Consider the following 12,329-nt stretch of genomic DNA (forward strand, 5'->3'; position numbering starts at 1 on the left):
CGTAATTCAAGTTTGCATTTAGCGTAAGACGCTTTAAAATTTAATCGCAATTCTTTTTTTGGTTTCTATTATGACCGTTTCGGTATCGTCCTCTGCACAAGAGCAGCAATTCCTTCAAGCCTTCCAGCAAGCGCTTGAATCTCAAAGTTTTGATCGGATGATTCTGAGTCAATATCAGGGTGAACTGGAGCAACTCGAGAAGATGACTTTTCGAGTCGTCATGTTGCAAGGACAGCCTGTATTGAGCTGTTTATATCGCCATAAAACCCAAGATGTCACCAAAAATTATTCATTAGACACAGCACTTGATACGGTAACTGCACTTTTGGCGCAGTGTAAACAAGCCAATCTGCTGACAACTGAACAAGAGTGGCAACTGAAGAAGAACAAGAAGAAAGCCATACTGACGCAAAGTAAAAATAAAACGGTAACCAAAGCTGTTGAGCAGAAAGGTCATGACCGTGTCAAACAGCGTTTTGTCGATCAAGACAGTTATTTCTTACAGCCGCTTGGTATTACCGATGCAAAAGCGCACATCATTCCCAGTATGGCGCGTAAGTGGAAGCAGATTAATAAGTTTGTCGAAATTTTCTCAGGGGCACTAAGTCATATTCAGCTGCCTGAACAACTGCGCGTGGTCGATTTTGGCTCAGGAAAAGGCTATTTAACTTTTGCTTTATATGATTATTTGCTGAAGCAAGATTTGAACCCTTTTGTGACTGGGGTTGAGCTAAACAGCAAAATGGTGGAATTCTGTCAGGAGGTTGCGGACAAGTCAGATTTTCAGCAACTTGATTTTTTTCAGGGTGATGTTCGGACGTACCAACCTGAACGCCTCGATGTGATGATTGCGCTGCATGCATGTGATGTCGCGACGGACTTTGCGATTCATACCGGCATTCGTTTAAATGCCGAAATGATCATGTGCGCGCCGTGTTGTCATAAAGAATTACGCCCGCAACTGAAAGCTCCGCTCGTGTTGCAACCCATGTTGCAGTTTGGCATTCATGCAGGACAGCAAGCTGAAATGCTGACCGATACTATTCGTGCCTTGTTACTCAAAGCCTATGGCTATGAAACCAAAGTGTTTGAGTTTGTAGCACTTGAGCATACCAGCAAAAATAAAATGATTTTGGCAACCAAGCGTAAGGATTATCAAGCGCCCGATGTTGCTGTCTTGGCACAAATTCAAGCCTTGAAAGAGATGTATGGTATTCAAAAGCATTCACTGGAATTGCTGTTGAATAATCAATGGGATCAGCAAGATGTAGGCTGCAAATGCTGATCTGAACATCACTTTTTAGTGCAATGACCAATATAGAGATGATTTATAGGGAAATGAAAATGCCAAGCTTGAGAATTACGCACGGAACATGGGAAGAGTCGCAACGGGCTGCGAAAATGATTCGTGAGCAGGTCTTTATTCAAGAGCAAAACATTGCTGCTGAATATGAATGGGATGAGCAAGATGAAATCGCAGTTCATTTTGTGGTCTATGAGCAAGATCAAGTCATCGCCACCGCACGACTTTTGCAAAATCATAGTATTGGTCGTGTTGCAGTTTTGAAGTCAAATCGTGGTTTGGGCGTGGGCAAAGTCCTGATGCAGGCGGTGATTGCATATGCCCAACAGCAACAGCGTCCATTTTTAGTCTTGTCCTCTCAAGTGCATGCGCAAGCGTTCTATCAGGCTTTGGGCTTTATGCAAGAGGGTGAGGAGTATTTAGATTGTGGCATTCCGCATATCCATATGCGTTTATCATCCATAAAAAAGCCCTGATCTTTCAGGGCTTTTTTATTAGTCACAGCATATTAGTGACCATGTTCAGATGACATTTTCGCATGTTCATCGGCACTCATGTCGTACTCATCAGCGGTTGCATGTTCTGTGGTATCTTCAGAAGCTGCTTGAGCTCTTGCTTCGCGCGCATCTTTATCCGCTTGTGCTTTGGCCATCGCTTCTTCAGACATTGCAGGCGCGTTTTTAAAAGCATGTTGCTGAGAGTTTTGCTGCGTTTGCTGACTTGGCATATAGTCAGGCTCATTGGTGATCGCAAGGTAGAAGATACCTAAGAAAATTCCACTTAAAATGAAAGCAATAATCAGTGCTTTCCAACCCCATGGTGATTTTTCAGGAGAAGTATTGTCAGTCATGTGCAACAGCCCAATTGAATAAAAATAAATCTAAAACTATGTAACTTTATAACACAAAAAACGGTGTCGGGCTTGAAAAGAATGCACTAAAATAAGTCAAAATTAGATGCTGAATCAGCAGGTTAATTTTGTTGTGTGCTGAGAGTGCAAAAAAGGGATCTGCTGATCCCTTTTTTAAGGTGGAAGTTTTAGCGAATCTGACCCGATGGCACCGATTCAACCAGACGTTGCGGTGCTTTGAAACGCTCACCATACTTCGCTTCAAGTTCACTGGCACGTTGTACAGCTTGGTCTAAACCATATTGATTTAAAAACTGAATTGCACCACCTGTCCACGGTGCAAAACCAATCCCAAAGATCGAACCGATATTGGCGTCAATGACAGACTCAAGGACATTTTCTTCATAACAACGTAAGGTATCTAGCGATTGTACAAACAGGAAGCGGTCTATCATTTCTTGTTCAGAAATATCTACATCTTGCTTCCAATGCTTCAAACCTTCCCAAAGATGCTTTTTACCACCTTCTGGATAATCATAGAAACCTGCACCAGCAGCTTTACCTTTACGGTCAAAAGTATGAATCATGGTTTGAATCACATCATCTGCACCTGAACGCGGTAAATCTTTACCTTCAGCTTGAAGCGCCTTACGGGTTTCATTGGCAACATGTTCAGAAAGTGTTAATGCAACTTCATCTTGAATGGCTAATGGGCCAACGGGCATACCTGCTTTAAGTGCTGCCATTTCAATACGAGCTGGGTGTACACCTTCATGTAATAAACGCAAACCTTCCTGAACAAAAGTACCAAATACGCGACTTGTGAAGAAGCCACGGCTGTCATTCACAACAATCGGAATTTTGCCAATTTGCTGTACATAGTCATATGCTTTTGCCAAAGTTTCAGCAGAGGTATTTTTACCTTTAATGATTTCAACCAATTGCATTTTATCGACTGGACTAAAGAAATGCAGACCAATAAAGTTTGCTTGATCTTTCGATGCATTTGCCAAACCAGTAATTGGTAATGTCGAAGTATTTGAAGCCATCACACCGCCCTCTGCAAGGAATGCTTCGGCTTCTTGAGTGACTTTCGCTTTGAGTTCTTGATTTTCAAATACCGCTTCGATAATTAAATCACAGCCTTTTAAATCTTCCACAGATGCTGTAGCAGTAATTAAACTTAAAACCTGATCACGTTTTTCAGCGGTCATACGACCTTGGGAGACCTTTTTATCCAGTAATTTTTGGCTATAGGCTTTACCTTTTTCTGCATTTTCTACAGAAACATCTTTCAGTACAACGGGAACCCCTTTGATTGCTGTAGAGTAAGCAATACCTGCCCCCATCATACCTGCACCAAGTACACCGACTTTGCTTGCTTGCCATTTTGCAACGTCTTTAGGACGACTCGCACCTGCCTTAATTGCATTCATTCCATGCCAAAAAGTACCGATCATGTTTTTTGAAACTTGACCTGTGGCAAGATAAGTAAAGTAACGTGATTCAATAGTCAGCGCCGTATCCACATCGACTTGCGTACCTTCAACCGCAGCTGCCATGATCGCTTCAGGTGCAGGATAACAACCTTTGGTTTTATCACGGAGCATTGCAGGAGCAATCGCCAGCATTTGCGCAACTACAGGTGTTTTAGGATCACCACCCGGAATTTTATAACCTTTTACATCAAACGGTTGTTGCGACTTTGGATGTTCTTTTACCCAAGCGATGGCTTTATCCATCAACTCTTCAGATGTTTCCGCCGTGTCTTGGATTAAACCAAGAGATTTTGCTTTATCTATACCAAACTGCTTACCTTCCATTAAGAATGGAAAAGCATTTTGTAGACCTAAAAGGCGTACCATACGCACGATACCACCACCACCCGGCAGCAGACCTAAAGTTACTTCTGGAAGTCCAAATTTAGTTTTAGGATCATTCAATGCAATACGTGCATGACAGCCTAAAGCGATTTCCCAACCGCCACCTAAAGCCGTACCATTCAATGCTGCAACCACAGGAACACCTAAAGTTTCGATATAACGAAACTCTGCTTTCATTTTCTGAATCATTTCAAAAAAAGGTGTGGCATCTTCCAAACGTGCTTGGATTAGCTCATCCAAATCACCGCCTGCAAAAAAAGTTTTTTTCGCTGAACGGAAAATAATTCCCGTAATAGAAGTTTCAGATTTCAGTTTAGAAACAATATTTTCCAAAGCCACACGGAAATCACCATTCATGGTATTTACAGATTGGTTTGGAGAATCCAAAGTTAGAATAATAATGCCATCGTCATTTTTTAAATATTGAATTGCGCTCATTATTATTCTCCTTATACCAACTCAATAATGGTCGCAATACCCATGCCACCACCCACACATAATGTTGCCAAGCCACGCTTTTTGCCCTGACGCTCTAATTCATCCAGTAATGTTCCGAGAATCATTGCGCCCGTCGCCCCCAATGGATGTCCCATCGCAATTGCACCACCATTCACATTGATTTTTTCAGCAGGCACTTTTAATTCTGTCATAAAACGCATCACCACAGATGCAAAGGCTTCATTGACTTCAAATAGATCAATATCGTCAATCGTTAAACCAGCTTTTGCCAATGCTTTACGAGCAGCAGGTGCAGGCCCTGTCAGCATAATGGTTGGATCCGAACCCACCAATGCAGTCGCCAATACTTTGGCACGCGGTTTTAAACCTTGTTCTTTGACCGCTTTCTCGGAAGCAAGTAATACAAGTGCCGCACCATCGACAATACCCGATGAGTTTCCTGCGTGATGCACATGGTTAATTTTTTGTGCTTCTGGATATTGTTGTAATGCAATCGCATCAAAACCCATTGCACCCATCATTTCAAAACTTGGATTGAGTTTTGCTAAACCATCTGCTGTTGTTGACGGTTTAATAAATTCATCTTGATCTAAAATGGTCACGCCTGCTTTGTCTTTGATCGCAACCACTGATTGATTGAAATAACCCGCAGCTTGTGCTGCTGCCGCTTTACGTTGCGAATTTGCAGCAAATGCGTCGACATCTGAACGTGTATAACCATCCAATGTTGCAATTAAATCTGCACCAATCCCTTGCGGAACGAAGTGTGATTTTAAATTGGTTTCAGGGTCTAATGCCCACGGGCCACCATCTGAACCCATTGCAATACGTGACATTGACTCAACACCACCTGCAACAACAATGTCTTCCCAACCTGAACGTACTTTTTGCGCAGCCATGTTTACGGCTTCTAAACCTGATGCACAAAAACGGTTAATTTGCACACCTGCAACATCATTATCCCAACCCGCTGCGATTGCCGCAGTTTTAGCAATATCACCACCTTGGTCTGCAATAGGCGTGACACAACCCAATACAATATCATCTACTTTAGAAGTATCTAAATGATGACGATCTTTCAATTCATTCAACAATGTGGTCAATAGCGTAATCGGTTTCACTTCATGCAGTGAACCATCTTTCTTTCCTTTTCCGCGTGGTGTGCGAATGGCGTCAATGATATAAGCCTCGCGCATAGCTGTTCCTTTTTATGACTTTTAAGTTGTTATGCATTTGAGTGTACAAATTAATGGCCGTGATGCAATGACTAGAACGGGTCAGGTCAGATGAGTCTTTTTGCCAATAGACTGAAGATTTGGGCATAAAAAAACCCAAGATCGAAATCTTGGGTTTAGCAATGTGCCGAACCGTCGTCAAACTAAAAAATTAGTGATAGCCGTGTAGTTGGCGATATAAACCGGGTGTAACCCCAGTCCATTTTTTAAAAGCACGGTGGAAGGTACTGGTTTCACTAAAGCCTACTTGCTGTGCTACATCTTCTAAAGTTAAACCCGGATTTAACAGTAGGTGGATTGCGGCATCACGACGTAATGCATCTTTCACACCTTGGTAACTTTTACCTTCAGCAGCTAAGCGGCGACGCAGCGTTTGTGGAGATAAATACAGCATAGAAGCCACATCATTCAGGGTTGGCATTTCCTCACCAATTTGACTCTTCAATACATCACGAATACGTGAAGTGAGTGAGTTGGTGTTTTTAAATTTCACCAACAACTGTGCAGGCGCGGCTTTTAAAAACTCTTCTAACGTTTCTTCATTTTGACGAATTGGTAAGTCCAAATAATCTGCCGCAAAAGTGATTTCGGTACGCGGCATGTCGAACTGCATCACAGGTGCGAAGAACAGAGCATCGTACTCATCTGCATGGGTTGGACGTTCATACCCAAAGTGCACACGTTCTAGCGGTAAACGACGTTCAATCAACCAAGATGCGAGACCATGCCAAATCATCAGCATACTTTCGGTAATGAAGTGATCTGGGTCCATCGATTTCGGAATCTGAGGAACAAGACGAGCTTCATGCTTGTCGCGCTCTAATGTCACCGACCACTCATCGCCAAACAGTTTATAAAACTGTGAAGACAGTTCTAAAGCATCACCTAAGGTTTTGGCATGAATAATCAGCTGACACATGATGGCAAACGTACCTAAACGACGTGGTTGCTTATCGAAGCCAACATGTTCGTCTTGGGTCACCATCCATAACATTTTAACGAAGCGAGTATATTGTTCTGGAGAAATACGGGCTTTAGGTTGACGCAGCAGTTCTGCCTCAATCCCTACGTGAGAAAGTAATGTTTCGACATCCATGCCGAGACGTTTTACGCCAGTTAAAGCCGCATTGACGAAATGGATACTAATGGTATCGCGGCTCATATTTAATCCTTCAGTCTCTTTTATATTCACTTGCGTTTGACCTAAATGACGCTAAAAAAAGTATTTTAGGCAATTTACACTAAAGTTTTTTGCCTTTTTACATGTTAAATTGCCGAAATGATCAAGGTAAATGGCTGAACATGACATTGTTTTGTTGCTTTTATATTTCTAAAATAGCTAAAAAATCAACATAAAAAGAGAAAATAAACATGGATATGGCATTGAAAGGATTGAAAGTTCTCGATTTTTCTACACTTTTACCCGGACCTTTTGCAACAATGTACTTAGCAGACTTAGGTGCAGAAGTGATCCACATCGAGTCTCCAACCCGCCCCGATCTGATCCGTTTAATGCCACCTTATGCCAATGGACAGGCCACTGCACATAGTTATCTCAACCGAAATAAGCATGCTGTCGCTCTGGATTTGAAAGATCCTGCCAATATTGAACTGATCAAATCGAAAATTTCAGACTATGACATTGTGATTGAACAATTCCGTCCAGGTGTGATGCAAAGATTAGGGCTCGATTATCAGACCTTATCTGAAATTAATCCGCGCTTGATCTATTGTTCCATTACGGGTTATGGGCAAACAGGAGGGTATCAAAATAAAGCAGGACACGATATCAACTATGTGGCTTTGTCAGGGATCGCGGGACATAGTGGCCGACAGCACAGTGGACCACCACCAATGGGGATTCAAATTGCGGATATTGCAGGTGGCTCTTTGCATAGTGTGATTGGAATTTTAGCCGCAGTAATTGAAAGACAGCGGAGTGGTTTGGGGCAGTATATTGATATTTCCATGACCGACTGTGTAGTAGGGCTCAGCAGCATGGCCGCAGCTGCGAGCTTAGCAGGGCAGGAAAAACAAGGGCCCGAGCAAAGCTATCTCAATGGTGCGACTTTTTATGACTATTATGAAACGCAAGATGGACGTTATTTATCGATTGGGAGTTTAGAGCCACAGTTTTTATATGGGTTGGCACAAATTTTAGAATTGCCGATTGTGGCTGAAAAAGGAGCCTCATTGGCAACTGATGACCGTCAGGTGGTGAAACAAGCAATAAAAGACAAAATTAAAACCCAAGATTTTGCCACGTGGAATGCAATTTTTCAGCAGCAAGATGTCTGCGTTGAGCCCGTATTAAAGTTGGATGAAGCACTCGATTCGCAGTTAGCCAAAGATCGTGCATGGGTGGTTTCTGTACCTTTACAAGAGGGGAGTACAAAAAGCGAACAACAATTAGCTTGTCCAATTAAGTTTTCACGTTCAAAAATAAGATATGAATTTATAGGCAAACCGCTCGGTTTTGATTCTTTATAAATATCATATAGCGATAATTTGAATATATTTAAAACAAAAAAACGTCATAAAATGGGTTTTTATACAAATAAAGCGTATCATATCGATTAGTTGTAATTTTGTAAGAAAGGTCACCAATTATGAATAAATGTAAAAGAAGTTGGTGTTTTAACCTCAGTCTCTTAGCGCTCAGTTGCTGCTTTCAAAGTGTGTATGCTGCAAATGCCTTTGAGGCAGAAAGCCCTTGGATGCTGGGTGACTGGAATGGTCAGCGCAGCGCATTGCAGCAAAAAGGCTACGACTTTAGCTTTGGTTATACGGGTGAAATGGCAACGTTGCTCGATGCCTCGCATTCTTCAAGTCATGGTACCGAATATGCAGACCAGTTTGCATTTGGTACACACTTCGATTTAGACAAGATTTTGGGTTGGCAGGATACTGAGGCTCAAATCACCATTACCGAACGCAATGGGCGTTCACTTTCTCAAACATCCGATGCTTTAGATGGACATTTAAGTTCCACTCAAGAAGTGTGGGGACGTGGACAGACGTGGCGTTTAACGGATTTGTGGATTAAGAAAAAGTTCATGGATCAAAAGTTAGACATCAAAGTCGGTCGTTTTGGTGAAGGGGAAGATTTCAACAGTTTCGACTGTGATTTCCAAAACCTTGCGCTCTGTGGCTCTCAAGTTGGTAACTGGGTCGGTGACCAGTGGTACAACTGGCCTGTCAGCCAATGGGCTGCACGAGTCAAATATAACCTTCGGCCAGACCTGTATGCACAAGTCGGGGTGTATGAATATAACCCTGAAAACTTAGAACGTGGCAAAGGCTGGAACTTAAGTACTGACGGTTCGCAGGGAGCCATTATTCCTGCTGAAGTGGTGTGGCAACCTGCTGTAGGTGTAAATAAGTTACCTGGTGAATATCGTGCGGGTTATTACTACAGTTCGGCAGATGCCACAGACATTCAAAACCCACAGCAAACCTCACATAAACAAGGCGGCTGGGTTGTTGCCAAGCAACAATTCACAGCACATCATGGTAATGCCGCGCGCGGTTTAACAGGTTTTGTGAATCTCACGCTACATGATTCAGATACCAATAAGGTTCGTGACATGCAGAACATTGGTTTGGTCTATAAAGGCGCTTTTGATACCCGCCCTCAAGATGAAATCGCGATTGGCCTAGCCCGTATTAATATCAATGATGATGTCAATGACGCGAATATTGTCAATAACAGCGTCAAAGCCCGTTTACAAAGTGAAGAGTATGATGCCGAGATTTACTACGGTATTCATGCAGCCAACTGGTTAACCATTCGTCCCAATATCCAATATATCCGCCATGTAGGCGCATATAAAAATGGTGAAAATGCATGGGTCGGCGGAATTAAATTCCAGACCGCATTTTAGTTTCTAGATCGATAAGTATTTGTCCAGCAAGGTTGATAAAAACTTTTAACGGTTGTTCAAAGCATAAAACTGTTCGAAATAAGTCGTTTGGACAGATACTTAAAATCTAAAAACTGTCTAGGTGTTCATATCGATATTAAAACGATACGAGCTTTTAACAGAATCTAAGGAAAAGGTGGTCAATATGAGTACTCCGTCTTCAGGTTCAGGACTTAAAACTTTTACAGCTGTGATTGCTGTGATCTTTGGTTTAGTCCTGCTGATAGGAGGGATTTATCTTGCAGTGCTTGGTGGGTCTTGGTACTACATCATTGCAGGTTTACTCTTCATCGCGACTGCAGTTCTACTGCAAAAATTAAAAAGTACGGCATTAATCGTTTATGCGTTGTTGGTCTTGGGTACAGTGATTTGGGGCTTATGGGAAGTGGGTTCAGACTTCTTTGCCTTGGCGCCACGCTTAGATATCCTTGGTTTATTTGGTTTATGGCTACTCATTCCAGCGGTCACACGCGGTTTTGACAATGCTAAAAGTGCAAAACTAGTTTTAACAGGTTCACTGGCGGTGACTATTGCCGTGATGATTTTTGCTGTGTTTAATGATCCTCAAGAAATTCGAGGTGAACTGAGCAGCAAGCAACCTGCAACCGCACAGTCCATTCCGGGTGTTGCTGATGGCGACTGGCCTGCTTATGGTCGTACTCAGTCTGGTTTGCGCTATTCTCCTTTAACGCAAATTAATTCTGAGAATGTTAAAGATTTAAAAGTGGCTTGGACCTATAACACAGGTGACTTTAAAACAGAAAATGACTCTGGTGAAACCACCAATCAGGTCACCCCAATTAAAGTTGGGGACAATATGTATATCTGTACCACGCACCAAAAACTGGTTGCCCTCGACCCAGCGACAGGTAAGGCGAAATGGACTTTTGATCCGAAGTTGAAATCGGACAATACTTTTCAGCATTTAACCTGTCGTGGCGTGTCTTATTATGATGCGAACAATACAGTTGGTTTTGAAGCCAGCTTGCAACATAAAAAGTCATCGTCTGAGTTGTGCCCACGTAAAGTAATCTTACCTGTCAATGATGGTCGTTTGGTTGCCATCAATGCTGATACTGGTGAGCGTTGTACGGACTTTGGTAAAAATGGTGAAGTCGACTTACAAAAAGATATGCCATTCCCTTATCCGGGTGGTTATATCCCAACTTCTCCACCTGTGGTCACAGGCACGACGATTATTATTGCGGGTTCAACCACAGATAACTATTCAACTGAAGAACCTTCAGGTGTGATTCGTGGTTATGATGTGAATACCGGCGCATTGTTGTGGGTCTTTGACACAGGTGCCGAAGATCCAAATGCGATTCCCGCTCCGGGTCAAAAGTATGTTCAAAACTCACCGAATGCATGGGCACCATTAGCCTATGATGCAGCCTTGGATATGGTTTACATTCCAACGGGTGTGGGTACGCCAGATATTTGGGGCGGTAACCGTACTGAGTTGCATGAGCGTTATGCTAACTCAATGCTGGCACTGAATGCTTCAACAGGTAAGTTGGTGTGGAACTTCCAAACCACGCATCATGATTTGTGGGATATGGATGTACCATCACAGCCGACATTGACGGATATTAAAGATAAGTCAGGCAAAATGGTTCCTGCCATTTACGTATTAACGAAAACGGGCAATGCCTTTGTTCTAGACCGTCGTACTGGTGCAGCCATTGTTCCAATTACGGAAAAACCTGTACCACAAACAGTGAAACGTGGGCCGCAAACCAAAGGTGAGCGTTACTCTGCGACACAACCTTTCTCTGACTTTGACCTTGCGCCAAAAGAGAAACTGACGGATAAGCAAATGTGGGGTGCAACCATGTTTGACCAGTTGATGTGCCGTGTGTCTTTCCACAAACTGAACTATGACGGTATTTATACCCCACCTTCAGAAAATGGAACTTTAGTTTTCCCAGGCAACTTGGGTGTATTTGAATGGGGCGGTATGTCCGTTAACCCTGATCGTCAAATCGCGGTGATGAACCCAATCGGTTTACCGTTTGTTTCTCGACTCATTCCAGCCGATCCAAACCGTCCGAAAACAGCCAAAGGTGCAGGCACCGAAGCGGGTGTACAACCGATGTATGGTGTGCCTTACGGTGTAGAGATCAGTGCGTTCTTGTCTCCATTTGGTTTGCCATGTAAACAGCCTGCTTGGGGCTTTGTGGCGGGTGTGGATTTAAATACTCACGAAGTTGCATGGAAACGTCGTATTGGTACAATCCGTGACAGCTTACCGGGGATTCAATTACCACCATTTAAAATGGGGGTGCCTATGCTTGGTGGTTCAATCTCAACTGCGGGGAATGTGATGTTTGTCGGTGGTACGCAGGATAATTATATCCGTGCCATCAATGTGACCAATGGTGATGAACTTTGGAAAGGTCGTCTACCAGCGGGCGGTCAAGCTACACCAATGACCTATGAAGCCAATGGTAAGCAGTATGTGGTCATTATGGCGGGTGGTCATGGTTCATTTGGGACCAAGATGGGAGATGCTTTGGTGGCATATGCCTTACCCGATGCAAAATAATCTTTTGTAGTCATTTAAACTTTCAAATAGCCTGATTCGTCAGGCTATTTTTATGTGCAATCGGTTTAAAAGGGTAAAGTGAGAACGAGGAAGCAATAGAAAAATTGAGATCTGCCCAGAAAGCCAGG

Annotated in this window: 9 protein-coding genes; 5 read left to right on the forward strand and 4 right to left on the reverse strand. The window is 42.9% G+C overall.

Annotation, left to right across the window (positions count from 1 at the left end; all coding sequences use genetic code 11):
* The first annotated feature begins 70 nt into the window (after positions 1 to 70).
* On the forward strand, positions 71 to 1,285 hold the full coding sequence (locus HYI04_RS10805; RefSeq protein ID WP_010327451.1) for an SAM-dependent methyltransferase: 1,215 nt from the start codon (positions 71 to 73) through the stop codon (positions 1,283 to 1,285).
* A 59-nt stretch (positions 1,286 to 1,344) separates the two neighbouring features.
* Entirely contained in the window at positions 1,345 to 1,779 is a 435-nt protein-coding gene (locus tag HYI04_RS10810) for a GNAT family N-acetyltransferase (protein WP_010327450.1), read from the forward strand.
* A 32-nt stretch (positions 1,780 to 1,811) separates the two neighbouring features.
* Here HYI04_RS10810 and HYI04_RS10815 read toward each other — a convergent pair whose 3' ends face one another.
* From HYI04_RS10815 to HYI04_RS10830, 4 genes are all read right to left on the reverse strand, one after another.
* Positions 1,812 to 2,153, reverse strand: coding sequence for a hypothetical protein (locus HYI04_RS10815; RefSeq protein ID WP_010327449.1), 342 nt, complete (start codon positions 2,151 to 2,153; stop codon positions 1,812 to 1,814).
* 188 nt (positions 2,154 to 2,341) lie between these two features.
* On the reverse strand, positions 2,342 to 4,474 hold the full coding sequence (locus HYI04_RS10820; RefSeq protein WP_010327448.1) for a 3-hydroxyacyl-CoA dehydrogenase NAD-binding domain-containing protein: 2,133 nt from the start codon (positions 4,472 to 4,474) through the stop codon (positions 2,342 to 2,344).
* Between the two features lie 11 nt (positions 4,475 to 4,485).
* Positions 4,486 to 5,691: an acetyl-CoA C-acetyltransferase gene (locus HYI04_RS10825; RefSeq protein WP_010327447.1), complete on the reverse strand. Its 1,206-nt coding sequence runs from the start codon at positions 5,689 to 5,691 to the stop codon at positions 4,486 to 4,488.
* A gap of 190 nt (positions 5,692 to 5,881) precedes the next feature.
* Positions 5,882 to 6,892, reverse strand: a complete 1,011-nt coding sequence (locus HYI04_RS10830) for an AraC family transcriptional regulator (RefSeq protein ID WP_004695134.1) — start codon at positions 6,890 to 6,892, stop codon at positions 5,882 to 5,884.
* A gap of 209 nt (positions 6,893 to 7,101) precedes the next feature.
* On the opposite strand from HYI04_RS10830, the gene HYI04_RS10835 reads away from it, so the two are divergent.
* The 3 genes from HYI04_RS10835 (at position 7,102) to HYI04_RS10845 (ending at position 12,201) form a co-directional block, all read left to right on the forward strand.
* Positions 7,102 to 8,220 carry a CaiB/BaiF CoA-transferase family protein gene (locus HYI04_RS10835; protein WP_010327446.1) on the forward strand — a complete coding sequence of 373 codons (1,119 nt, stop codon included), beginning with the start codon at positions 7,102 to 7,104 and terminating at the stop codon, positions 8,218 to 8,220.
* A 119-nt stretch (positions 8,221 to 8,339) separates the two neighbouring features.
* The gene (locus tag HYI04_RS10840) at positions 8,340 to 9,614 is read left to right on the forward strand and encodes a carbohydrate porin (protein ID WP_010327445.1); all 1,275 of its coding nucleotides are present in this window, start codon (positions 8,340 to 8,342) and stop codon (positions 9,612 to 9,614) included.
* 184 nt (positions 9,615 to 9,798) lie between these two features.
* A complete protein-coding gene (locus HYI04_RS10845) occupies positions 9,799 to 12,201 on the forward strand; it encodes a glucose/quinate/shikimate family membrane-bound PQQ-dependent dehydrogenase (protein ID WP_010327444.1) in 2,403 nt (800 codons plus the stop codon).
* Positions 12,202 to 12,329: the final 128 nt, after the last annotated feature.

Source organism: Acinetobacter sp. SwsAc2 (assembly GCF_013391465.1).
GTDB classification, from domain to species: Bacteria; Pseudomonadota; Gammaproteobacteria; order Pseudomonadales; family Moraxellaceae; genus Acinetobacter; species Acinetobacter johnsonii.

Bases quoted from the DNA above. Each gene is read 5' to 3' on its own strand.
- HYI04_RS10805 (WP_010327451.1), top strand. From the start codon at position 71: ATGACCGTTTCGGTATCGTCCTCTGCACAAGAGCAGCAATTCCTTCAA.
- HYI04_RS10835 (WP_010327446.1), top strand. From the start codon at position 7,102: ATGGATATGGCATTGAAAGGATTGAAAGTTCTCGATTTTTCTACACTT.
- HYI04_RS10815 (WP_010327449.1), bottom strand. From the start codon at position 2,153: ATGACTGACAATACTTCTCCTGAAAAATCACCATGGGGTTGGAAAGCA.
- HYI04_RS10845 (WP_010327444.1), top strand. From the start codon at position 9,799: ATGAGTACTCCGTCTTCAGGTTCAGGACTTAAAACTTTTACAGCTGTG.
- HYI04_RS10830 (WP_004695134.1), bottom strand. From the start codon at position 6,892: ATGAGCCGCGATACCATTAGTATCCATTTCGTCAATGCGGCTTTAACT.
- HYI04_RS10820 (WP_010327448.1), bottom strand. From the start codon at position 4,474: ATGAGCGCAATTCAATATTTAAAAAATGACGATGGCATTATTATTCTA.
- HYI04_RS10840 (WP_010327445.1), top strand. From the start codon at position 8,340: ATGAATAAATGTAAAAGAAGTTGGTGTTTTAACCTCAGTCTCTTAGCG.
- HYI04_RS10810 (WP_010327450.1), top strand. From the start codon at position 1,345: ATGCCAAGCTTGAGAATTACGCACGGAACATGGGAAGAGTCGCAACGG.
- HYI04_RS10825 (WP_010327447.1), bottom strand. From the start codon at position 5,691: ATGCGCGAGGCTTATATCATTGACGCCATTCGCACACCACGCGGAAAA.